General features: G+C 68.1%; 21 protein-coding genes. 5 read left to right on the forward strand and 16 right to left on the reverse strand.

The genetic code is table 11. From position 1 onward, the window contains the following. Positions 1 to 157 precede the first annotated feature (157 nt). The 5 genes from DID96_RS07385 to DID96_RS07405 form a co-directional block, all read right to left on the reverse strand. Positions 158 to 988, reverse strand: a complete 831-nt coding sequence (locus DID96_RS07385; RefSeq protein ID WP_124598771.1) for an alpha/beta fold hydrolase — start codon at positions 986 to 988, stop codon at positions 158 to 160. 92 nt (positions 989 to 1,080) lie between these two features. Continuing rightward, entirely contained in the window at positions 1,081 to 3,582 is a 2,502-nt protein-coding gene (locus DID96_RS07390; protein WP_124598709.1) for a DNA internalization-related competence protein ComEC/Rec2, read from the reverse strand. Between the two features lie 57 nt (positions 3,583 to 3,639). After that, positions 3,640 to 4,428, reverse strand: a complete 789-nt coding sequence (locus tag DID96_RS07395; protein ID WP_124598710.1) for a TatD family hydrolase — start codon at positions 4,426 to 4,428, stop codon at positions 3,640 to 3,642. A gap of 79 nt (positions 4,429 to 4,507) precedes the next feature. Beyond that, the gene (gene lolD / locus DID96_RS07400) at positions 4,508 to 5,266 is read right to left on the reverse strand and encodes a lipoprotein-releasing ABC transporter ATP-binding protein LolD (RefSeq protein ID WP_409333762.1); all 759 of its coding nucleotides are present in this window, start codon (positions 5,264 to 5,266) and stop codon (positions 4,508 to 4,510) included. Beyond that, the gene (locus DID96_RS07405; RefSeq protein ID WP_124598712.1) at positions 5,259 to 6,512 is read right to left on the reverse strand and encodes a lipoprotein-releasing ABC transporter permease subunit; all 1,254 of its coding nucleotides are present in this window, start codon (positions 6,510 to 6,512) and stop codon (positions 5,259 to 5,261) included. The genes lolD and DID96_RS07405 overlap by 8 nt, the downstream gene beginning before the upstream one ends. Positions 6,513 to 6,661: 149 nt before the next feature. On the opposite strand from DID96_RS07405, the gene DID96_RS07410 reads away from it, so the two are divergent. From DID96_RS07410 to DID96_RS07430, 5 genes are all read left to right on the forward strand, one after another. Beyond that, on the forward strand, positions 6,662 to 7,726 hold the full coding sequence (locus DID96_RS07410; RefSeq protein ID WP_124598713.1) for a regulator: 1,065 nt from the start codon (positions 6,662 to 6,664) through the stop codon (positions 7,724 to 7,726). Positions 7,727 to 7,737: 11 nt separating this feature from the next. After that, positions 7,738 to 9,435 carry a single-stranded-DNA-specific exonuclease RecJ gene (gene recJ / locus DID96_RS07415; RefSeq protein ID WP_124598714.1) on the forward strand — a complete coding sequence of 566 codons (1,698 nt, stop codon included), beginning with the start codon at positions 7,738 to 7,740 and terminating at the stop codon, positions 9,433 to 9,435. A 166-nt stretch (positions 9,436 to 9,601) separates the two neighbouring features. Next, positions 9,602 to 10,706 (forward strand): peptide chain release factor 2 gene (prfB, locus tag DID96_RS07420; RefSeq protein WP_124598715.1). Its coding sequence is split into 2 segments (ribosomal slippage): positions 9,602 to 9,682 and positions 9,684 to 10,706, totalling 1,104 coding nucleotides; the frame shifts between segments, so codons are not numbered across the junction. 82 nt (positions 10,707 to 10,788) lie between these two features. Beyond that, positions 10,789 to 12,315: a lysine--tRNA ligase gene (gene lysS, locus DID96_RS07425; RefSeq protein WP_124598716.1), complete on the forward strand. Its 1,527-nt coding sequence runs from the start codon at positions 10,789 to 10,791 to the stop codon at positions 12,313 to 12,315. A 319-nt stretch (positions 12,316 to 12,634) separates the two neighbouring features. Further along, positions 12,635 to 13,384, forward strand: a complete 750-nt coding sequence (locus DID96_RS07430) for a glycine zipper 2TM domain-containing protein (RefSeq protein ID WP_124598717.1) — start codon at positions 12,635 to 12,637, stop codon at positions 13,382 to 13,384. Positions 13,385 to 13,521: 137 nt separating this feature from the next. On the opposite strand, the gene iscX is transcribed toward DID96_RS07430, so the two are convergent. The 11 genes from iscX to DID96_RS07485 all read right to left on the reverse strand — a co-directional run bounded on the left by iscX (position 13,522) and on the right by DID96_RS07485 (position 21,912). Then, entirely contained in the window at positions 13,522 to 13,731 is a 210-nt protein-coding gene (gene iscX / locus DID96_RS07435; protein ID WP_006478393.1) for a Fe-S cluster assembly protein IscX, read from the reverse strand. Between the two features lie 29 nt (positions 13,732 to 13,760). Then, positions 13,761 to 14,102, reverse strand: a complete 342-nt coding sequence (gene fdx, locus DID96_RS07440) for an ISC system 2Fe-2S type ferredoxin (RefSeq protein ID WP_006754135.1) — start codon at positions 14,100 to 14,102, stop codon at positions 13,761 to 13,763. Positions 14,103 to 14,202: 100 nt separating this feature from the next. Continuing rightward, positions 14,203 to 16,071, reverse strand: coding sequence for a Fe-S protein assembly chaperone HscA (gene hscA / locus DID96_RS07445; protein WP_124598718.1), 1,869 nt, complete (start codon positions 16,069 to 16,071; stop codon positions 14,203 to 14,205). Between the two features lie 55 nt (positions 16,072 to 16,126). Continuing rightward, positions 16,127 to 16,654: a Fe-S protein assembly co-chaperone HscB gene (gene hscB, locus DID96_RS07450; RefSeq protein ID WP_124598772.1), complete on the reverse strand. Its 528-nt coding sequence runs from the start codon at positions 16,652 to 16,654 to the stop codon at positions 16,127 to 16,129. An 88-nt stretch (positions 16,655 to 16,742) separates the two neighbouring features. After that, entirely contained in the window at positions 16,743 to 17,066 is a 324-nt protein-coding gene (gene iscA, locus DID96_RS07455) for an iron-sulfur cluster assembly protein IscA (RefSeq protein ID WP_124598719.1), read from the reverse strand. 63 nt (positions 17,067 to 17,129) lie between these two features. Then, positions 17,130 to 17,537, reverse strand: coding sequence for a Fe-S cluster assembly scaffold IscU (gene iscU / locus DID96_RS07460; protein WP_124598720.1), 408 nt, complete (start codon positions 17,535 to 17,537; stop codon positions 17,130 to 17,132). 68 nt (positions 17,538 to 17,605) lie between these two features. Further along, on the reverse strand, positions 17,606 to 18,829 hold the full coding sequence (locus tag DID96_RS07465; protein ID WP_124598721.1) for an IscS subfamily cysteine desulfurase: 1,224 nt from the start codon (positions 18,827 to 18,829) through the stop codon (positions 17,606 to 17,608). A gap of 62 nt (positions 18,830 to 18,891) precedes the next feature. Then, the gene (gene iscR, locus DID96_RS07470) at positions 18,892 to 19,431 is read right to left on the reverse strand and encodes a Fe-S cluster assembly transcriptional regulator IscR (RefSeq protein WP_124598722.1); all 540 of its coding nucleotides are present in this window, start codon (positions 19,429 to 19,431) and stop codon (positions 18,892 to 18,894) included. Between the two features lie 121 nt (positions 19,432 to 19,552). After that, positions 19,553 to 20,035, reverse strand: coding sequence for a low molecular weight protein-tyrosine-phosphatase (locus DID96_RS07475; protein WP_124598723.1), 483 nt, complete (start codon positions 20,033 to 20,035; stop codon positions 19,553 to 19,555). Positions 20,036 to 20,136: 101 nt separating this feature from the next. Continuing rightward, the gene (locus tag DID96_RS07480; RefSeq protein ID WP_124598724.1) at positions 20,137 to 20,364 is read right to left on the reverse strand and encodes a hypothetical protein; all 228 of its coding nucleotides are present in this window, start codon (positions 20,362 to 20,364) and stop codon (positions 20,137 to 20,139) included. A gap of 135 nt (positions 20,365 to 20,499) precedes the next feature. Continuing rightward, positions 20,500 to 21,912 carry a lactate utilization protein B gene (locus DID96_RS07485; protein WP_124598725.1) on the reverse strand — a complete coding sequence of 471 codons (1,413 nt, stop codon included), beginning with the start codon at positions 21,910 to 21,912 and terminating at the stop codon, positions 20,500 to 20,502. Between the last annotated feature and the right edge of the window lie 30 nt (positions 21,913 to 21,942).

A 21,942-nucleotide genomic window follows, 5' to 3' on the forward strand; every position in this document is an offset into this window, starting at 1 on the left:
CGCGCCAGACGGACGGCGACCGGCGGTCCGGTCGGATCGTGCCCTGCCGTGCCAATCTCGCACCAATCTCGCGCCGATCTCACCATACACCGGCGCACGCGGCCGCGCGGAACGACGCGCTGCCGCCGATGACCCGCGTGCCGTTGCGATCCGCGCTTCAGGCGCTCTTCGCGAGCGGCGCGACGCTCTCCTCCGCGCGCAGCGCATTCAGCATCCGCTGCACCGCGCGGGCCGTCTCGAGCGGCCGCTCCATCGGGAACAGGTGGCTGCCCTCGAGCCACTCGATGCGCCCGCGCGTCGCCCGCCGCGTTGCATCGAGGCCGACCTGGCGCACTTCGCGCGAACGCGTGCCGGCCAGGAAGCCGAGCGGCACCGGCGCGCCGTGCGCGAGCCGCGGGCCGAGCGTGTGCGGCAGCGTCCGGTAGATCAGGTATTCGACCTGCCGGTCGAACGCGAGCGAGCGCGCGCCATCGGACGCCGCCGGCGGTATCCCGTAGTCGATGTAGTCGGCCAGCATCCGTTCGTCCCAGCGCGCGAACGCCGGTTTTTCGTGGAAGTGGCGCCACACATCGTCGCGGCTCGCCCAATGCGTGCGGCGGTTGCGCGTCGCCGCGGCCGGCGACAGCCGCTCGTCGAGCCCCGCCCACTGGCTCGCGCGCAATGCGCTGCTGCGCCAGCCGGCGATGATCGGCGAATCCAGCATCACGACGCCGCGCACCCACTGCGGCTTCTTCAGCGCGGCCATCAGCGACAGGTAGCCGCCGAGCGAATGGCCGACGAGCCACACCGGCCGCTCGTAGCGGCTGCCGATATCGTCGAGCAGTTGCTCGACGAGATGCGGCCAGTCGCGCGTGACGGGATAGCGGCGGTCGTGCCCGATCCGTTCGATGTAGCGCAGCTCGTAGTCGTCGGCAAGCTCGGCGAAGATCGTCCGGTACGTCGATGCCGGAAAGCCGTTCGCATGCGAAAAATGCAGGATGTCCTTCAAAAGCACGTGTCTCCTGTGCGATCGGATGTCGACCGGGGCCGGCGCCTCGTCAGTTGCTCCGGTCCACGCAAAGCGATCTCCCGCGCGATCCGTCAGCGGTCCATCCAGTAGCGGTGCTGCGCATCGCGATGACGTTCGAGCGCGAATCCGCCGTCCGCCGGCGCGACGTCGAACCGTACGGCGCCATCGTGATCGGTGCGCGGCAGCGGAATGCCGCGCGCCGCGTAGCGCGCGAGGACGGTCCGGTGCGGATGCCCGAATCGATTGCGATAGCCTACAGGAAAAGCCGCGACGCGCGGCCCCACCGAATCGAGGAAAGGCTCGATCGACGACGTGCGGCTGCCGTGATGCGGGACGATCAGGATCTGCGCGGCGAGCGCGTCGCGATCCGCAGCGACGAGCGCGCGCTCGACGCGCGCGTCGATGTCCCCCGTCAGCAGCGCCGACGTGCCGCCCGCGTCGACGCGCAGCACGCACGACTGCCCGTTCGTCGCGCCGGCGCCGGGACCGCCGCGCGGCCACAGCATCGTGAAGGTCACCGCGTCCCAGGTCCAGCGCTGCCCGGCCGCACACGGCACGCGATCCGCCACACCGGCTGCCTGCGCGTCGCGCCACAGCCGGCTCTCGGCCGGTATTCCGGCCAGCAGCTGACGCACGTCGACGGCCGCATAGACCGCGCCGGCCCCGCCCGCATGATCGGCGTCCGCATGACTGAGCGCGAGCGCGTCGAGCGTCCGGATGCCGCGGGCGCGCAGGAACGGTGCGACGATCCGTTCGCCGGCATGAGTCGATTCCGCGCCCGGCCCGGCGTCGAACAGCAGCGTCCGCCGCGCGGTCTCGATCAGCACCGCGGCACCCTGCCCGACGTCGAGCACGGTCAGCCGGAAGCCGCCCTCCGGCGGCCGATCGGGCGCCGGCGCGACGAGCGGCAGCCAGGTGAGCGGCGCCGCCCAGCGCAACGGCCAGCCGCGCGGCAGCAGCACCCAGACCACACCGACGCACGCGAGCACCAGCACCGGCCAACCCGGCATCGGCAGCCAGAACACGCTGCGCGGCCAGTCTGCGAGCCACGCGAGCGCCGACATCATCGGCTCGAGCAACGCATGCGCGAGCCGGAACGCGTGAACATCGAGCGGCGCGGGCAGCACGATGCCGGCCAGCACGACGGGCGTGACGACGCTGCTGACCCACGGAATCGCGAACGCGTTGGCGAGCGGCCCCGATACGGAGATCTGCGCAAACCATGCCGCCGTCAGCGGCGCGAGCCCGATCGTGACCGCGTACTGCACCCGCGACGCGTCCGCCAGGCGGCGGGCTGTGCGCGAGAACCACGTGCACAGCCGCTCGCAGATCCCGTCGTCCGCCGGGTCGGCGCGTGCTTCGCGCACCGCGCGCCAGCCCGCGACGGCCAGCAGGATCACGGCCACCGCGCCGAACGACAGCCAGAAACCGGCCGACAGCACGGCCCACGGATCGGCCAGCAGCACGCCGCCGAGCGCCACGCACAGCACCGATGAAGCCGGCACGCTGCGCCCCGCCAGATACGCGACGCCGCCCGCCGCGATCATCCACCATGCGCGCTGCGCCGGTACGTTGAAGCCGGCAAGCGCCGCGTAGCCCAACGCCCCTGCCAATGCCGCCACCGCAGCGACACATGGCGCCGGCACGACGAGCACGGCCGCCCGACGCCGCCAGCGGATGCGACGCCAGACCGCCGACGCGAGCCAGCCGGCGATCCCGCCGACCAGGCCGACGTGCAGGCCCGAGATCGCGACGAGATGGCTGGTGCCGGTGTCGCGCAACACGCGCCAGTCGTCGGCGCCGATGCCGGACTGGTCGCCGATCGCAAGCGCGGTCACGATGCCGCGGTGCTGCGCATGCGTCCCGAGCGTCGCGGCGATGCGCTCCCGCAGCGCATCGCGCACGCGGTCAATCGACGCCTGCACGCCGCGCGAGCGCGCATCGAGCAGCACCGCCCGCTGCGGCGCGCTCACGTAGCCGAGCGCGCGAATCCCCGCGCCGAGCCACGCCGCCTCGCTGTCGCGCACCCCGGGATTCGCTTCGCCGTGAGGCCGTTTCAGGCGCACCGTCAGGCGCCAGCGCTGCGCGGCGCGCAGGTCGGGAATCGCCGCCGCTGCCGTATGGTCGCCTCGGTCGCCTCGGCCGCCTCGGCCACCGTAAGTGCGCCATGAAAGGCGGATCAGCGGCGGGAAATCGGCGAGGCCCGCGTCGTTCGACTCGACCGCGAACAGGAACCGGGCGCCCGTGTCGTCGACCACCGGCAGCCCCCTGATCACGCCCGTGACCGTCATCTCGCGCCCCTCCGATGCGGCAGGCAGGTGATCGCGCAGCCGCCATTCGGCCCGCGCGGCCGCATACCCGAATCCCGCCACACCGGCCGCGGCCGCACACAACGCCCAGCCGAGTGCGACGCTCGCCCGCGTCCGCGGCCGACATCGCACGCACGCGATGCAAGCCGTCGCGAGCACCGCCAGCGCCGCGGCGCCACCGAACCATCCCGCCGCGCCGGGCAACGCCGCCTGCCGCTGCAGCACGACGACGCCGAGCGCGAATGCCACCCACCACACACGCATCCCGCCTCCCCGCAAACCTGGCGCAGCGCTTGCTGCCGCCGAGCCGTCCGGAAACGATTATGCGGACGAAAGCGCGAGACGAGGCAGCGCGGCACGCGCGTTAGCCGAAGTGCATAGGGCCAGCGTGGCCGCATCGACGCCGCGCAGCTCGGCGAGCACATCGCCGATGCGGGGCACCTGATCGGGCGTGTTGCGTGATTTGTACGCCCACTCGGGCGCGATGTCGGGCGCATCCGTTTCGACGACGAGCGCGTCGACGGGCAGTTGCGTCGCGAGCCGGCGGATCTGCAATGCGCGCGTGAACGTCACGTTGCCGCCGAAGCCGAGATGGAGGCCCTGCGCTAGATACGCTTGCGCCTGCTGGAAGCTGCCGTTGAACGCATGCGCGATCCCGCGCCGCACGCCGAAGCGCCGCAGCCCCGCGAGCACGCGGTCCTGCGACTTGCGGACATGGCACAGCACCGGCAAGTCGAACTCGCGCGCGAGCTTCAACTGGCCCTGGTAGAAGAACTGCTGCCGGTCCTCGTCGAGCCCCGGCACGAAATAGTCGAGGCCGATCTCGCCGATCGCGACGAAGCGCGGATCGTCGACGCTCGCCTCGATTTCCATGCGCAGCAGGTCGAGATCGCCGTCGCGCGCATGCGGCGTATACATCGGATGGATGCCGAGCGCGTAGACGGCGCCCGGCGTGCGGTGTGCGAGCTCGCGCACTGTCGCGAAGTTGTCGCGCCCGACGCTCGGAATCACGACGCGCGCCACGCCGGCGTCGCGTGCCGCTTGGGCGACCGCGTCCCGATCGGCATCGAACTCGGCGGCATCGAGATGGCAATGCGTGTCGATCCACATATCAGACCTCGCCGGGCCGCCCCGCCCGCTGCGGCACCCGATGCAAAGGCTGCCGGCGCGCGGGGCGCGGATGAGAATTTCAGACCGGTACGGCCGGCTCTTCGTGCAGCAGCCCGTCGCGCAGGCGCATGATGCGGTCGCAGCGCGCGGCGAGATCCGGATCGTGCGTAACGATCACGAAGCTCGTGTTCAGCGTTTCCGACAGCTCGAGCATCAGGTTGAACACCGTGTCGGCGGTCGTGCCGTCGAGGTTGCCGGTCGGCTCGTCGGCGAGCACGCACGCCGGCTTCGTCACGAGCGCGCGCGCGATCGCGACGCGTTGCCGCTCGCCGCCCGACAGCTCGCCCGGGCGGTGCTTCGCGCGCGGGCCGAGCCCGACGCGCGCGAGCATCGCATGCGCCTCTTCGCGCGCAGCCTCGGCCGTCATCCGGCGAATGCGCAGCGGCATCGCGACGTTGTCGAGCGCGGTGAACTCGGGCAGCAGGTGGTGGAACTGATAGACGAAGCCGAGCGCGCGATTGCGCAGGTCGTTGCGCTCGCGCTCGGCGAGCTGCGTGAACGGCTTGCCGAGCAGCGACACCTCGCCCGCGCTCGGCTCGTCGAGACCGCCCAGCACGTGCAGCAGCGTGCTCTTGCCGGAACCCGATGCGCCGACGACCGCCAGCTTCTCGCCGCGCCGCACCGACAGCTCGGTGTTGTTGAGCACCTGCACGTTGAAGCCGCCCTGCACGAATGCCTTCGTAATGCCGCGCGCCTGAAGCACGTATTCCTGCATACCTGCCGAATCCTGTTTGATGGGTTGTCGTGAGTCCGCGAATGCGGTCGCGCGGTCATTCATAGCGCAATGCCTCCGCCGGTTTCACCTTCGCGCCGCGCCAGCTCGGATAGAGCGTCGCGACCGCCGACAGTGCGAACGCAATGAGGCCGATCTTGATCACGTCGCTCGCGACGAGTTCGGACGGCAGTTCGCTGATGAAGTACACCGACGGCGGCAGGAACTGCACGCCGAACAGATGCTCGATCATCGGGATCAGCCACGGAATGCTCCACGCGATCAGGCAGCCGAGCGCAACGCCCGTCGCGGTGCCGACGAAGCCGATCGTCACGCCCTGCACGACGAAGATCTTCATGATCGAGCCCGGCTGCGCGCCGAGCGTGCGCAGGATCGCGATGTCGGCCTGCTTGTTGGTGACGGTCATCACGAGCGACGACACGAGGTTGAACGCCGCCACCGCGATGATCAGCGTGAGGATGATGAACATCATCCGCTTCTCGATCTGCACGGCCGAGAACCAGGTCTTGTTCTGCTGCGTCCAGTCGCGGATGTACAGGCTGCCCGACAGCGAATGCGACAGCTCGACGGCCACCTCGGGCGCCTTCTGCATGTCCTGCACCCGCAGCCGCACGCCGGTCGGCGCGGGCAGCCGGAACAGCGCCTCGGCATCCTGAATGTTGACCATCGCGAGCGTGCTGTCGTATTCGTAGTGGCCGGACTCGAACACGCCGACAACCGTGAACTGCTTCAGGCGCGGCATCATGCCGGCCGGCGTGATCGTGCCTTCCGGCGCGACCAGCGTGACCTTGTCGCCGACCGTCACGCCCAGATTGCCGGCGAGCGCGTCGCCGAGCACGATGCCGAACTGGCCCGGCACGAGCGCCGTCAGCTGGCCGGCCTTCATGTCCTTGCCGATATCCGACACCTGCGGCTCGAGCGTCGGCTCGACGCCGCGCAGCATCACGCCGCTCACCGCGTCCTGGCGCGTGAGCAGCGCCTGCGCGTCGACATATGGCGCGGCGCCGGTCACCGACGGGTTGCGGCGCACCTCCTGCGCGGTCAGTTGCCAGTCGGGCATCGAGCCCGTCGGCGAGAACACCTCGACGTGCGCGAGCACCGACAGCATGCGGTCGCGCACCTCCTTCTGGAAGCCGTTCATCACCGACAGCACGACGATCAGCGCCGCGACGCCGAGCGCGATGCCGAGCATCGACACGAGCGCGATGAACGAAATGAAGCCGTTGCCGGTCGTGCGTTTGCCGGCGCGCGTATAGCGCCAGCCGATTTGCCATTCGTACGGAAGTTTCAAGCGAATCCTTTCTGCTGGTTGCGGCATGGGTGGCGGCCCGCGAGTCCGGTCGCCGCCCGCCCGGGCGGGGACAAAACCGGCCGCCGGGCGCGAGCGGGCCGCAGGCCCGCCCGAATACGCGCGCAGTTTGCCATACAATGCGCAGCATCATGCACGACCGACGCCTCCATTTTCTCGTTCCGTTCGCGCTGCCGTCGGCGGCCGATGCGGCCTCGTCCCTGCACACGCTGGACAGTCCTGCGCTCGAAAAGTTGCTGTCGCGCGCCAGCCTCGTCGAGCGGGTGGCCGGCGAGGACTTCCAGCGCACGCTGCCGCACGAGCGCTGGCTCGCCCGCCAGTTCGGCGCGGCCCAGGGTAATGCCGCCGACGAGGCGCCGCTCGCGCCCTACATGCTGCTCGCCGACGGCGGCGACCCGGGCGACCAGGCCTGGGCCTGCGTCGAACCCGTGCATGTCGAGATCGCGCACGACCATCTCGTGCTCGTCGATCCGGCCGCACTGGCGCTCGAAGACGGCGACGCGGCCGCGCTGCTCGCCGTCGCGCGCCCGCTGATCGAGGAACTCGGCGTGCGGCTCGAAGCCCCGCGGCCGAGCCGCTGGTACCTGTCGAGCGAGCAGCTTCGCAACCTGGCCGGCGCCGCACCGTTGCGCGCGAGCGGCCGCAACATCGAGATCTGGCTGCCGCACGAGGCGCACACGGGCGAACGCTCGCGGATGTGGATGAAGCTGCAGAACGAAGTGCAGATGGCATGGTTCCAGCATCCCGTCAACGAAGCGCGCGAGGCCCGCGGCCTGCCCGCCGTCAACTCGATCTGGTTTCACGCGCAGGGCGCGCTGAAGCCCGTCGGCCAGCCGTTCGCGCGCGTGCTGTCGGCGTCGCCCGCGGCACTCGGCCTCGCGCACGCCGCGCGGGCCGCCGCCGGCACTCCGCCCGCCGCGTTCGACCAGCTCGCCGCCGCCGACGGCGCGACGCTCGTCGAACTGTCGGCGCTCACGACCCCATTCATCGAACAGGACTGGGCGCGCTGGCACGACACGCTCGCCGCGCTGGAACGCGACTGGTTCGCGCCCGCCCTCGCCGCGCTGCAGCGCGGCGAACTGGCGAGCGTCGACGTCACGCTGTGCGGCGACACCAGCTCCGCGACCCTGCGCGCGACGCGCGGCGACCTGCGCAAGTTCTGGCGCCGCCGCGCGCTTGCCTCCCTGTTCGAATAAAACGACCCAGCATGACCCGCATCGTTACCCGTTCCGTCGCGCCCGCCGACGCCGAAGCGCTCGCGCGCCACGGCCTGCACCCCGTGCTCGCGCGCCTGTATGCCGCGCGCGGCGTGCAATCCCCGTCCGACATCGAGACCGCGCTCGCGCGCCTCGTTCCGCCCACCGAACTGAAGGGCTGCGCCGACGCCGCCGCGCTGCTCGCCGACGCGATCGCCGACCGGCGCCGCCTGCTCGTCGTCGCCGACTACGACTGCGACGGCGCGACCGCCTGCGCGGTCGCGGTGCGCGGGCTGCGGATGTTCGGCGCGCAAATCGACTACCTGGTGCCGAACCGCTTCGAGTACGGCTACGGCCTCACGCCCGAAATCGTGGAACTCGCGGCCGCGCGCAAGCCCGACCTGCTGATCACCGTCGACAACGGCATCGCGAGCGTCGCGGGCGTCGAAGCCGCAAACGCGCGCGGCATCGACGTGCTCGTGACCGACCATCACCTGCCCGGCGACGCACTGCCCGCCGCGCGCGCGATCGTCAACCCGAACCAGCCGGGCTGCGGGTTCCCGAGCAAGCACATCGCCGGCGTCGGCGTGATGTTCTACGTGCTGCTCGCGCTGCGCGCCGAGCTGCGCCGCCGCGGCGCGTTCGCCAGCAAGGAGGCCGAGCCGCGCCTCGACGGCCTGCTCGACCTCGTCGCGCTCGGCACCGTCGCCGACGTCGTGCGGCTCGACGGCAACAACCGCGTGCTCGTCGCGCAGGGGCTGCAACGGATCCGCAACGGCCGGATGCAGCCGGGCATCGCCGCACTGTTCCGCGCGGCCGCCCGCGAGGCCCGCACCGCGTCGGGCTTCGACCTCGGCTTCGGACTCGGTCCGCGGCTGAACGCCGCCGGACGGCTGTCCGACATGTCGCTCGGGATCGAGTGCCTGATCACCGACGACGTCGGCCGTGCGTGGGAGCTCGCGCAACAGCTCGACACGATGAACCGCGAACGCCGCGAAATCGAGGCCGGGATGCAGCAGCAGGCGCTCGCCGATCTCGCACACGTCGATCCGGCCGACGCGTGCACGATCACCCTGTTCAATCCCGAATGGCATCAGGGCGTGATCGGCATCGTCGCCGGGCGCCTGAAGGAGAAATTTCACCGGCCGTCGTTCACGTTCGCGCATGCGGACGAGCAAGGCGCGCGCGTCAAGGGCTCCGGGCGATCGATCCCCGGTTTCCACCTGCGCGACGCGCTCGATCTCGTGTCGAAGCGCGAACCGGACCTGATCGTCGCCTTCGGCGGCCACGCGATGGCGGCCGGCATCACGCTCGACACCGGGAACGTGCCGCGCTTCGCGGCCGCGTTCGAGGCGGTCGCACGCGAATGGCTGTCGGACGACGCGCTCGCCCGCGTGATCGAGACCGACGGCGAGCTCGAGGACGCGTACTTCACGCCGCAGTTCGTCGGGCTGCTCGACGAGGCCGTCTGGGGCCAGGGCTTTCCGGCCCCGCTGTTCTCGGGCGAATTCGACGTCGTGTCGCAGTCCCTCGTGAAGGACAAGCACCTGAAGCTGCAGCTCGCGCGCGGCCGCCAGCGCTTCAATGCGATCTGGTTCAACCACACGGAGCCGCTGCCGGCAAGCGCGTTCCTCGCGTATCGCCTCGTCGCCGACACGTGGAACGGCGTCACGCGCGTGCAGCTGATCGTCGAGCACGCGAGCGCCTGATCCGGCACCGGAGCTCGCACTTGAGCGCGCCCGGGACCACGCACCGCACCGCACCGCCTCGTCCGGCGGGGCGCGGACGAGCGTCGCCCCCTGCCGGCGCCACCGGGACGCCGCCCCGATCGGCTATAATTCCGCTTTTTTACGAAGCACGAAAAGCGAAACGATCATGGAAGCGGAACGTCTCAACGCGATCGAAAGCTCCCTGCTCGACCTGCGCAACCGCGCGGGCGAGCTTCGGGGGTATCTTTGACTACGACGCCAAAGCTGCGCGTCTGACCGAAGTCAACAAGGAACTCGAAGACCCGAACGTCTGGAACGATTCGAAGAACGCCCAGGCACTCGGCCGCGAGAAGAAGCTGCTCGAAGGCGTCGTCACGACGCTGACGGTGCTCGATAGCGACCTGCGCGATGCGCTCGACCTGTTCGAGATGGCACGCGAGGAAGACGACGAGGACACCCTCGTCGCATCCGAGGAAGACGCCGCGAAGCTTGCAGCGCGCGTCGGCGACATCGAATTCCGCCGGATGTTCTCGAACCCGGCCGACCCGAACAACTGCTTCATCGACATCCAGGCCGGCGCCGGCGGCACCGAAGCGTGCGACTGGGCGTCGATGCTGCTGCGCCAGTACCTGCGCTATTGCGAACGCAAGGGCTTCAAGGCCGAGGTGCTCGAAGAATCCGACGGCGACGTCGCCGGCATCAAGAACGCGACGATCAAGGTCTCGGGCGAATACGCATACGGCTTCCTGCGCACCGAAACGGGCATCCACCGCCTCGTGCGCAAGTCGCCGTTCGACTCGTCGGGCGGCCGCCACACGTCGTTCTCGTCGGTGTTCGTGTATCCGGAAATCGACGACTCGATCGAAGTCGAGGTCAACCCGGCCGACCTGCGCATCGACACGTACCGCGCATCGGGCGCGGGCGGCCAGCACATCAACAAGACCGACTCGGCGGTGCGGATCACGCACATGCCGACCGGCATCGTCGTGCAGTGCCAGAACGACCGCTCGCAGCACCGCAACCGCGCGGAAGCGATGGCGATGCTGAAGTCGCGCCTGTACGAAGCCGAGATGCGCAAGCGCCAGGCCGAGCAGGACAAGCTCGAGTCGAGCAAGACCGATGTGGGCTGGGGTCACCAGATCCGCTCGTACGTGCTCGACCAGAGCCGCGTGAAGGACCTGCGCACGAACGTCGAAATGAGCAACACGAAAGCGGTGCTCGACGGCGATCTCGACGACTTCATCAGCGCGAGCCTCAAACAGGGCGTGTAAGCGCCGCGGCGCGGCCGGTCCAGGTCGCGCCCCCTTGCCCTCCCCGTTTGCGTTGCCGCACCCACCCCGAATCCCGACCATCATGAACGAATCGACCCAAACGCAGCCCGCCGTCGCGGCGGACGAAAACCAGATCATCGCCGAACGCCGCGAGAAGCTGCGCGCATTGCGCGAGCAAGGCGTCGCCTACCCGAACGATTTCCAGCCGACGCATCACGCGGCCGACCTGCAGGCGAAATTCGCCGATTCGGACAAGGCGGCGCTCGAAGCGAACCCGTTCGAGGTCGCGATCGCAGGCCGCATGATGCTCAAGCGCGTGATGGGCAAGGCCAGCTTCGCGACGGTGCAGGACGGTTCGGGTCAGATCCAGTTCTTCGTGACGCCGAACGATGTCGGCGCGCAGACCTACGACGCGTTCAAGAAGTGGGACCTCGGCGATATCGTCGCCGCGCGCGGCGTGCTGTTCCGCACCAACAAGGGCGAGCTGTCGGTCCAGTGCAAGGAGCTGCGCCTGCTGTCGAAGGCGCTGCGCCCGCTGCCGGACAAGTTCCACGGCCTCGCCGACCAGGAAATGCGCTACCGCCAGCGCTACGTCGACCTGATCGTCACGCCGGAAACGCGTGACACCTTCCGCGCGCGCACCAAGACGATCGCGTCGATCCGCAAGTTCATGGATTCGGCCGAGTTCATGGAAGTCGAGACGCCGATGCTGCACCCGATCCCGGGCGGCGCGGCCGCGAAGCCGTTCGTCACGCACCACAACGCGCTCGACATGCAGATGTTCCTGCGCATTGCGCCGGAGCTGTACCTGAAGCGGCTGATCGTCGGCGGCTTCGAGCGCGTGTTCGAGATCAACCGGAATTTCCGTAACGAGGGCGTGTCGCCGCGCCACAATCCGGAATTCACGATGATGGAGTTCTACGCCGCGTACACCGACTACCGCTGGCTGATGGACTTCACCGAGCAGCTGATCCGCCAGGCGGCGATCGACGCACTCGGCACCGCGACGATCCAGTACCAGGGTCGCGAGCTCGACCTCGCGAAGCCGTTCCATCGCCTGACGATCACGCAGGCGATCCAGAAGTACGCACCGCAATACACCGACGGCCAGTTGACGGACGATGCGTACCTGCGCAGCGAACTGAAGCGCCTCGGCGTCGACGTCACGCAGCCGGCGTTCCTGAACGCGGGCCTCGGCGCGCTGCAGCTCGCGCTGTTCGAGGAAACCGCCGAAGCGCAGCTGTGGGAGCCGACCTACATCATCGACTACCCGGTCGAAGTATCGCCGCTCGCGCGCGCGTCGGACACGGTGCCGGACATCACCGAGCGCTTCGAGCTGTTCATGACGGGCCGCGAGATCGCGAACGGCTTCTCGGAGCTGAACGATCCGGAAGACCAGGCGGCACGCTTCAAGAAGCAGGTCGAGCAGAAGGACGCCGGCGACGAGGAAGCGATGTTCTTCGACGCCGACTACATCCGCGCGCTCGAATACGGGATGCCTCCGACGGGCGGCTGCGGGATCGGCATCGACCGTCTCGTGATGCTGCTGACCGACAGCCCGACGATTCGCGACGTGCTGCTGTTCCCGCACCTGCGCCGCGAAGACTGACCGCCGGCCTTGGCTCCTGCGCGCCGCACTCTGCGGCGCGCAGGCCTCGGCTTTGTAACCGCGCGTAAATCCCGCCTGTCGGCGCCCGCCGGCAAATGATCCGCCCCCGTTTTATCTCCTCGTCGCACCAGCCCTCCGCGGGTTTTCCCTGCGTTGCCGGGAAATTTTCCACTGCGAATCGTTACAACTTGATACGGCGCGGTGCTCGCGTCTGGACGACACTCCTTTTGCAAAATAAACGCACGATCGCGTGCGCCAGCTTTGCAAGTGACCCGAATCGGCGCTGAAGCGTCAGCCCGGGTCGACAGGAGAGCAAAAAATGGACAACCAGAACCAGACCACGCCGCAAAAGCAACGCCTCCACCCGCTCGTCGCCACCGCGGCGGGCGCTGTCATCGTCGCGAGCCTCGCGGCGACTGCAGCCATCACCGGCCTGATCCCGAAGGCTACCGGCAACAATGAGCAGAACGGCCAGACTCAGGCCGCGCTGATCGCGTCGCAACCGGCGGTCGACACGGCAGCGGCGGGCAGCGCGGTACGTGCCGCGCAAGCGCAGCAGCTCGCGGCCGAGCAAGCTCCGCAACAGCAGGCGCCGGTCGCCCAGGCCCAGCCGCAACCCGCACCGCGCCCGGCGCCGGTGCACCATCGCCACCACGCGTCGACGGCCCCGCAACCGCCTCAGTACGCGCAGCAAGGCGGCAGCTATTCGCAGCCTTCGCAGCCATCCACGTCGTACTGCCAGACCTGCGGTACGGTCGTTGCGGTCAACCAGACGCGCACGCCTGGCCAGAGCTCGGGTATCGGCGCGGTCGGCGGCGCCGCGGCAGGCGGCCTGCTCGGCAACCAGTTCGGTCGCGGCAACGGCCGGACCGCCATGACGCTGCTCGGCGCGCTGGGCGGCGGCCTTGCCGGCAACCAGGTCGAGAAGCAGGTGCGGGCGGAAACCGACTACCAGGTGCAAGTGCAGATGGAAAACGGCACGACGCGCACGTTCACGTACCACAACCCGCCGCCGTTCGGCCAGGGCCAGCGCGTGCGGATCGAGAACGGGACGCTGGTCGGCGCATGACCACATGACCGCCCGGCTGCCCGCGTGCGATGCGCGGGCAGCCTGACGCAACAACGGAAAACGGCTCGTGATTGCTCACGAGCCGTTTTCCGTTGCCGGGGACGGGAATCGCACACGCGGTGCGACGCGCCCGGTGTTCAGTCTTCGTCGTCGAAGTCCGATTCGTCGATCCAGTGCGCCTGGATCGCTTCGAGAATCTTCTCGCCGGAGTGCGTCGGATCGTCGTCGAACCCGTCGAGTTCGAGCACCCACTGACGCAGGTCGACGAAATTGATCCGCTGCGGATCGATGTCGGGATGCTTGTCCGCCAGCGCGATCGCGATCTCGCGCGAATCAGTCCATTTCATCGCTTGCCCTCCGGTCCGATGCAAAGCCGTCAGTGATTTTCTTTCGCGTGATTGATCGAGTACTTCGGAATCTCGACCACCAGGTCCGAATCTTCCTGCACGATTGCCTGGCACGACAGGCGCGACGTCGGCTCGAGGCCCCACGCCTTGTCGAGCAGGTCGTCCTCGTCCTCCTCGGACGGTTCCAGATCGTTGAAGCCCTCGCGGATCACCACGTGGCAGGTCGTGCACGCGCACGACTTCTCGCAAGCGTGTTCGATCTCGATGCCGTTGTCGAGCAGGTTGTCGCAAATACTCTTGCCGGGCGTCGCGTCGATCACCGCGCCGTCCGGGCACAGTTCGACGTGAGGCAGCACTACCAGTTGAGGCATGTCCGTTCCGTCAGTCCAGGTGCGGCGGCTTGCGCCGCACGATTCATCATAGCGCCGGCCGTCGCCGGCCGGCGTGCGTGTGGTGGTTCGCTCAGTTCGTTCAGATCTCGTCGAGCCGGCGGCCGGCCAGCGCACGCTTGATGCTCTTGTCCATCCGGCGCGCGGCGAATTCGTCGGTGCCTTCCGCGAGCGACTTAGTCGCCGCCTCGATCGCGTCCGTGTCATCGCCCTGCGCGACCGTGCGCAGCGCCGCGACACGCGCGTCGACATCTGCGCGCTCCGCGTCGTCGAGCAGTTCGCCGTCCGCGGCAAGCGCCGCTTCCGTCGCCTCGATCATCCGCTCGGCCTCGACCTGCGCCTCGCGCAACGCGCGCGCGCGCATGTCGATCTCGGCGGTCTTGAAGCTCTCCTCGAGCATCTTCGCGATGTCGTCGTCGGCAAGGCCGTACGACGGCTTCACGACAACCGACGCCTCGACGCCCGAATGCTGTTCGCGCGCGAACACCGACAGCAGGCCATCCGCATCGACCTGGTAGGTCACGCGGATGCGCGCGGCACCAGCCGTCATCGGCGGAATGCCGCGCAATTCGAAACGCGCGAGCGAACGGCAGTCGGCCACGAGCTCACGCTCGCCCTGCACGACGTGGATCGCCATCGCGGTCTGGCCGTCCTTGAAGGTCGTGAACTCCTGCGCGCGCGCGATCGGGATCGTCGAATTGCGCGGAATGATTTTCTCGACGAGGCCGCCCATCGTCTCGACGCCGAGCGACAGCGGAATCACGTCGAGCAGCAGCCAGTCGTCGTTGCCACCGCGGTTGCCGGCGAGCAGGTCGGCCTGGATCGCCGCGCCGAGCGCGACGACCTGATCCGGATCGAGATTCACGAGCGGCGGCTGGCCGAAATGCTTCGCGACCGCGTCGCGGATCACCGGCATGCGCGTCGCGCCGCCGACGAGCACCACGCCCTTGATGTCGGCCGGCGTCACCTGCGCGTCGCGCAGCGCCTTGCGGGTCGGCGTCAGCGTGCGCTGCACGAGCGGCTCGACGAGCGCGGCGAACGTGTCGTGCGTGACCGTCTGCGCGAGCTGCGCGCCGGTCGACAGCGTGACGTCGAGCGACGCCTGCGGCGCCGCCGACAGCGCTTCCTTCAGCACCCGCACGCGATCGAGCAGCAGGCGCACGTCCTCGGGCGCGAGCGTCGCCGGATCGATGCCGGCTTGCGCGAGCACGTGACCGAACAGCGCGTGGTCGAAATCGTCGCCGCCGAGCGCCGAATCGCCGCCCGCGGCGAGCACTTCGAACACGCCCTTCGTCAGCTTCAGGATCGACAGGTCGAACGTGCCGCCGCCGAGGTCATATACCGCGTACAGACCTTCGGCCGCGTTATCGAGGCCGTAGGCAATCGCCGCCGCGGTCGGTTCGTTCAGCAGGCGCAGCACGTTCAGGCCGGCGAGACGTGCGGCATCCTTCGTCGCCTGGCGCTGCGCTTCGTCGAAATAGGCCGGCACCGTGATCACCGCGCCGACCAGCTCGTCGCCGAGCGTGTCTTCCGCGCGCTGGCGCAGCGTTGCGAGAATCTCGGCCGACACCTCGACCGGGCTCTTCACGCCATCGACGGTGCGAATCTGCACCATGCCCGGCGCGTCGACGAATTCGTACGGCGCATTCGCCGCGCCTTCGACCTCGGCCTTGCCGCGGCCCATGAAGCGCTTGACCGACACGATCGTGTTGCGCGGGTCGGTCGCGGCCTGCTCCTTCGCGTCGTGGCCGATCCGGCGGCCGCCCTTCTCGAGGTAACGCACCACCGACGGCAGCAGCACGCGGCCCGCGTCGTCCGGCAACACTTCCGGCACGCTGTTGCGCACGGCCGCGACGAGCGAGTTCGTCGTGCCGAGATCGATCCCGACGGCGAGCCGCCGCTGGTGCGGCGCCGGCGCCATGCCCGGTTCGGAAATTTGCAGTAAAGCCATCTTGGTTCGTTCGGGCGCTCACGCCCGTTTGCTGCGCGTGCTGCGACGCACGCGGTTAATGTTCGAGCCGCTCGATCTGCGCGCTCACTTCCGCCGCGACCCGCTCGATGAACATCATCTGGCGCACGGCCTCGGCGGCGGGCTGGTCCGCGCCGCTGTCGAGCAACGTGCCGAGACGTTCGAGACGCGCGCGCTTTTCGTCGCGCAGTTCGGCAAGCAGCGCGTCGAGCGCATCGACGTTGCGCGCCGCCGCGGCATCCTCGATGCCTTCGCGCCATTCCATCTGCTGCATCAGGAACGCCGGCTCCATCGCTGTGTTGTTCTCCGCACCGATATCGATGCCGCGCAGCAACAGCAGATAGGTCGCCCGCTTCAGCGGATCGCGCAGTGTCCGGTATGCCTCGTTCGCGCGGGTCGCCCATTGCATCGCAATGCGTTTCTGCGCGTCGCCCGCCGCCGCGAAGCGGTCGGGATGCACCTGCGTCTGCACGGTCCGGTACGCGGCGTCGAGCGCCGCATCGTCGATCGCGAACTGCGCCGGCAGGTGGAACAGGTCGAAGTGGCTGTCTTTCAGCGAGACCATCATCGCGTTCAATTCCAGTTCGTCGCGCGGCGAACGCCGCACATCAAAAAGGCGGCATGTGCCGCCTCTTGCCCGCATCGCGCGGTCGTCACACGCGGAACGATTCGCCGCAACCGCACTCGTCCTTCACGTTCGGGTTGTTGAACTTGAACCCTTCGTTCAGGCCTTCGCGCGCGAAATCGAGTTCGGTGCCGTCGATATACGCGAGACTCTTCGGATCGACGATGACCTTCACGCCATGGCTCTCGAACACCTGATCCTCGGGTGCGAGCTCATCGACATACTCGAGCTTGTACGCGAGGCCCGAGCAACCGGTCGTGCGAACGCCGAGCCGCAGGCCCAGCCCCTTGCCGCGCCGGCCCAGGTACTTCTGGACGTGCTGCGCTGCTTTTTCGGTCAGTGTAATTGCCATGATGTCCTTGCCGCGGCGCGCCGATCGCGGCGCGTCGCGTTCCAGCTAGTCGCTCGATGCCGCTCAGGCAGCTGCCTGATCGCCTTGCTCGCCGTCGTGGCGCTTCTTGTAGTCGGCCACCGCCGCCTTGATCGCGTCTTCCGCGAGGATCGAACAATGGATCTTCACGGGCGGCAGCGCCAGCTCTTCGGCGATCTGCGTGTTCTTGATCGCGAGCGCCTCGTCGAGCGTCTTGCCCTTCACCCATTCGGTCACGAGCGAACTCGACGCGATCGCCGAGCCGCAACCGTACGTCTTGAACTTTGCGTCCTCGATCACACCGTCCGCACCTACGCGGATCTGCAGCTTCATCACGTCGCCGCAGGCCGGCGCGCCGACCATACCGGTACCGACTGCGTCGTCGTCCTTCGCGAACGAGCCGACGTTACGCGGGTTTTCGTAGTGATCCAGAACCTTGTTGCTGTAAGACATGACTCAGACTCCTTGACTCGTTACGTCTGCGTGCGCCAATCCGCCCGCGTGTGTATTCAATGCGGTGTTCAGTGCGCGGCCCATTCGATCGTCGACAGATCGATGCCTTCCTGGTGCATTTCCCAAAGCGGCGACAGTTCGCGCAGCTTCGCGATCTTGCTGTTCAGCAGATTGATCACGTAGTCCACCTCCTGCTCCGTCGTGAAGCGGCCGACCGTGAAGCGGATCGAGCTGTGCGCGAGTTCGTCGTTGCGGCCGAGCGCACGCAGCACGTACGACGGCTCCAGCGACGCCGACGTGCACGCGGAGCCCGACGACACCGCGACGTCCTTGATCGCCATGATCAGCGACTCGCCTTCGACGAAGTTGAAGCTGATGTTCAGGTTGTGCGGGATCCGGTGTTCCATGTCGCCGTTCACGTACGTTTCCTCGATCTGCGACAGGCCGCGCAGCAGCTTGTCGCGCAGCATCCGGATCCGCTCGTTCTCGGTCGCCATTTCTTCCCTGGCGATCCGGAATGCCTCACCCATGCCGACGATCTGGTGCGTCGCCAGCGTGCCCGAGCGCATCCCGCGCTCGTGGCCGCCGCCGTGCATCTGCGCTTCGATGCGCACGCGCGGCTTGCGGCGCACGTACAGCGCGCCGATGCCCTTCGGGCCGTAGGTCTTGTGCGCGGAGAACGACATCAGATCGACCTTCAGCTTCGCGAGGTCGATCTCGACCTTGCCGGTGGACTGCGCGGCGTCGACGTGGAAGATGATGCCCTTTTCGCGACAGATCTCGCCGATCGTCTCGATGTCCTGGATCACGCCGATCTCGTTGTTGACGTGCATCACCGACACGACGATCGTGTCCGGGCGCAACGCGGCCTTGAATGCGTCGAGGTCGATCAGGCCGTTATCCTTCACGTCCAGATAGGTGACTTCGAAGCCGTCGCGCTCGAGCTCGCGGCAGGTGTCGAGCACGGCCTTGTGCTCGGTCTTCACCGTGATGATGTGCTTGCCCTTGCCCTGGTAGAAGTTCGCGGCGCCCTTGATCGCAAGGTTGTCCGACTCGGTCGCGCCCGACGTCCAGATGATTTCCCGCGGATCCGCGTTCACGAGCGCGGCCACCTGCTCGCGCGCCTCTTCGACCGCGCGTTCCGCGTCCCAGCCGTACGCATGGCTGCGCGACGCCGGATTGCCGAACTGCTCGCGCAAGTACGGCACCATCTTGTCGACCACGCGCGGATCGACCGGCGTCGTCGCGCTGTAATCCATGTAGATGGGCAGGTGGAGAGTCTCTTGGGTCATCTGTCGCTCCGGATATTCTGTGCAGGGGCTATGTGTTGGATGTCAGCGGGCCGTGTCGGCGCTCACGAACTGGCGATGTTGAACACCGAATTCGGACCGAGCGGCATCGTGCGCACTGGCTCGGCGGGCGCGGCGGCGGGCTCCGGCGAGCGGCGGTCGCGCAGCACCGCGGGCGCGCCTTCGCGCGTGCGCTGCTGATCGACGAGATCCTGCAGCGACACCGAATCGAGGTATTCGACCATCTTCTGATTGAGGGTGGCCCACAGCTCGTGCGTCATGCAGTGGCCGTCCGGCTGCTTCGAGCCGTCGCACGTGCCTTTGCCGCCGCACTGCGTGGCGTCGAGCGGTTCGTCGACCGCAATAATAATGTCGGCAACGGTGACGTCCTGCGCGCGGCGCGCGAGGTTGTAACCGCCGCCCGGACCGCGCACGGATTCGACGATTTCATGTCTGCGCAGCTTGCCGAACAGCTGTTCGAGGTACGAGAGCGAAATCCGCTGGCGCTGGCTGATGCCTGCAAGCGTCACCGGGCCCTGCTCGTGGCGCAGTGCCAAGTCAATCATCGCCGTGACGGCGAAACGACCTTTAGTGGTGAGTCTCATGGTGTCTAGGGGACTGCAATCTTGACGATTTTGGTCAAGTATAAATATTTGACGAATTTAGTCAAGTATCCCTGTCTTCAACAGGGTATTCGCAAAGCAGTTAACAGAACCGCTTCGGAACTCAACTCGACACGCGCTCGCGCAACGTATCCAGAAGGCCGCGGCAGGCGTCCTCGCACTGGTCGAGCACCTGTTCGAAACCCTGCGCGCCGCCGAAATAAGGGTCGGCGACCTCGGTTTCCGGCGCCTGCGGCGCGAACGCCATCAGCAGCCGCAGCTTGTCTCGAAATTGCGGCGGGCAGCGCCGGCGCAACTCCGCGAGATTGGCCTCGTCCATCGCGAGCAGCAGATCGAAGCGCTCGAAATCGGCTGCGCCCACCTGCCGCGCGCGCAGCGCCGACAGGTCGTAGCCGCGTGCGCTTGCGGCCGTCTGCGCTCGCGTATCGGGCGGCTCGCCAACGTGCCAGTCGCCGGTGCCGGCAGAATCGATTTCGACGCGATCCGACAGCCCGGCAGCGTCCACCTGATGGCGCATCACGCCTTCCGCGGTGGGAGAGCGGCAGATGTTGCCGAGACAGACGAAACAGATCGCTACGCGGGTCATCACGCTACCGGAAAGCCGCGGCGGACCGCGCATGGAGAGGACGCGCCATTATACAAAGGCACACGGATTCGCGCCGCCGCGCGATGCGACGGTGAACTGCGTCAGAGCGCCTTCGGCACGGCGAGCGCGACGTCGCCCGACGCAGCAGGCAGCGATTTCGCCGTATCGCCGACGAGACCGAACGACACGGTGCGCGCCAGCTCGGCCGATGCCTGGTGAACCGCGAGCGGACCGCGCGACGGCGCACCACCGATCGAATGCAGATAAGCGGCTGCCGCGAGCGGCACGACGATCGCCAACGGCCAGTACATCGATATTGTCCTTTTCATGATGCGACCTCCTTGACCTGATGCCCCGAAACCCTCTTCCGGGGACTACAGGGGTAATTCTATAGATCGCATCTATCGGGATAAATACGTAAATAGCGAACGCAGTGTTGCGGCCCGATGAACAGTCGCGCGCGGTCAGCCGAGATGGCTGCGGGACGCCGCATACAGCTCCCGGAACGTGCGCCCCGTCGGTACGGGCAAGTCGCGCGTATCCATCCAGCCGCCCATCATCGGCAGGCGCCGCAGCATGCCGCCATCGCCGCCCAGCCGCTCGAGAATGCGCACCGCGAGTTTCGTCGTGAGCGCGTACAGCATCGGCCGGCGCGCGACGAAGCCCCACACGGCGAGCGCCGCCCGCTCGCGCCATGGCCGCAGATGCCGCTCGACCTGCTTCTCGCGCAGCGTGCGCAGCAGGTGCGACAACGGAATGCCGACCGGACACACGCTGTCGCACTCGCCGCACAGCGTCGCCGCCTGCGGCAGGTCGAGCGCACGGTCGAGCCCGACGTAGCTCGGCGTCAGCACCGAGCCCATCGGCCCCGGATAGACCCATCCGTACGCATGGCCGCCGACCTTCTGGTATACGGGGCAATGGTTCATGCACGCACCGCAGCGGATGCAGCGCAGCATCTCCTGGAACTCGCCGCCGATGAGGCCCGTGCGGCCGCCGTCGACGAGCACCACGTAGTTGTGCTCGGGGCCATCCTCGTCGCCTGGCTGGCGCGGCCCGGTCAGCAACGAGAAATAGTTCGACGCCCTCTGACCGGTGGCCGAGCGCGGCAGCAGGCGCATCGCGGTCGCGAGATCCTCGAGCGTCGGCAGCACCTTCTCGATGCCCGTCACCGCGACGTGCACGCGCGGCATCACCGTGCACATCCCCTCGTTGCCCTCGTTCGTCACGAGCGCGACCGAGCCCGTCTCGGCGATCACGAAGTTGCCGCCCGTCACGCCCATGTCGGCCGACATGAAGTGCGGACGCAGCATCTCGCGCGCCTCGCGCGTCATGTCGGGGATCTCCGACAGCCTTTCGCGGTGATGGGTGCGCGCGAACAGGTCCGCGATCTCGTCCTTGTCCTTGTGCACGACGGGCGCAATGATGTGGCTCGGCGGCTCGTTGTCGTTGATCTGCAGGATGTATTCGCCGAGATCCGTCTCGATCGACTGCACGCCCATCTCGCCGAGCACCGCGTTCAGGCGCATTTCCTCGGACACCATCGACTTGGTCTTGATGACCTTCTTCACGTCGTGACGGCGCGCGATGTCGGCAACGAGCCGCGCGGCGTCGGCCGTCGTCTCCGCGAACAGCACCGTCGTGCCGCGCCGCGTCGCCTCCCGCTCGAACGCTTCGAGCCAGACGTCGAGGTTCTCGAGCGCACGGTTGCGGCGCGCCTTCAGCGCCGCGCGCGTCGCCGGGAAGTCGATCTGCGTGATCGCGTCGGCGCGTGCCGACACGAATTTCGTCGACAGCTTCTTCAGGTTCTGCTGCAGGCGCTGGTCGGCGAGCTTCTGGCCGGCGCGCGCCTTGAAATGCATCGATTGGACTTGCATCGCGGTCTCGGGGAAAAGTGAGCGGAACCG

This window comes from Burkholderia sp. Bp8963 (assembly GCF_003854275.1).
Classification (GTDB): Bacteria; Pseudomonadota; Gammaproteobacteria; order Burkholderiales; family Burkholderiaceae; genus Burkholderia.

Coding starts and splice junctions, on each gene's coding strand:
- DID96_RS07390 (WP_124598709.1), bottom strand. CDS start 3,582: ATGCGTGTGTGGTGGGTGGCATTCGCGCTCGGCGTCGTCGTGCTGCAG.
- DID96_RS07395 (WP_124598710.1), bottom strand. CDS start 4,428: ATGTGGATCGACACGCATTGCCATCTCGATGCCGCCGAGTTCGATGCC.
- lolD (WP_409333762.1), bottom strand. CDS start 5,266: ATGAATGACCGCGCGACCGCATTCGCGGACTCACGACAACCCATCAAA.
- DID96_RS07410 (WP_124598713.1), top strand. CDS start 6,662: ATGCACGACCGACGCCTCCATTTTCTCGTTCCGTTCGCGCTGCCGTCG.
- recJ (WP_124598714.1), top strand. CDS start 7,738: ATGACCCGCATCGTTACCCGTTCCGTCGCGCCCGCCGACGCCGAAGCG.
- lysS (WP_124598716.1), top strand. CDS start 10,789: ATGAACGAATCGACCCAAACGCAGCCCGCCGTCGCGGCGGACGAAAAC.
- DID96_RS07430 (WP_124598717.1), top strand. CDS start 12,635: ATGGACAACCAGAACCAGACCACGCCGCAAAAGCAACGCCTCCACCCG.
- iscX (WP_006478393.1), bottom strand. CDS start 13,731: ATGAAATGGACTGATTCGCGCGAGATCGCGATCGCGCTGGCGGACAAG.
- fdx (WP_006754135.1), bottom strand. CDS start 14,102: ATGCCTCAACTGGTAGTGCTGCCTCACGTCGAACTGTGCCCGGACGGC.
- hscA (WP_124598718.1), bottom strand. CDS start 16,071: ATGGCTTTACTGCAAATTTCCGAACCGGGCATGGCGCCGGCGCCGCAC.
- hscB (WP_124598772.1), bottom strand. CDS start 16,654: ATGGTCTCGCTGAAAGACAGCCACTTCGACCTGTTCCACCTGCCGGCG.
- iscA (WP_124598719.1), bottom strand. CDS start 17,066: ATGGCAATTACACTGACCGAAAAAGCAGCGCAGCACGTCCAGAAGTAC.
- iscU (WP_124598720.1), bottom strand. CDS start 17,537: ATGTCTTACAGCAACAAGGTTCTGGATCACTACGAAAACCCGCGTAAC.
- DID96_RS07465 (WP_124598721.1), bottom strand. CDS start 18,829: ATGACCCAAGAGACTCTCCACCTGCCCATCTACATGGATTACAGCGCG.
- iscR (WP_124598722.1), bottom strand. CDS start 19,431: ATGAGACTCACCACTAAAGGTCGTTTCGCCGTCACGGCGATGATTGAC.
- DID96_RS07475 (WP_124598723.1), bottom strand. CDS start 20,035: ATGACCCGCGTAGCGATCTGTTTCGTCTGTCTCGGCAACATCTGCCGC.
- DID96_RS07480 (WP_124598724.1), bottom strand. CDS start 20,364: ATGAAAAGGACAATATCGATGTACTGGCCGTTGGCGATCGTCGTGCCG.
- DID96_RS07485 (WP_124598725.1), bottom strand. CDS start 21,912: ATGCAAGTCCAATCGATGCATTTCAAGGCGCGCGCCGGCCAGAAGCTC.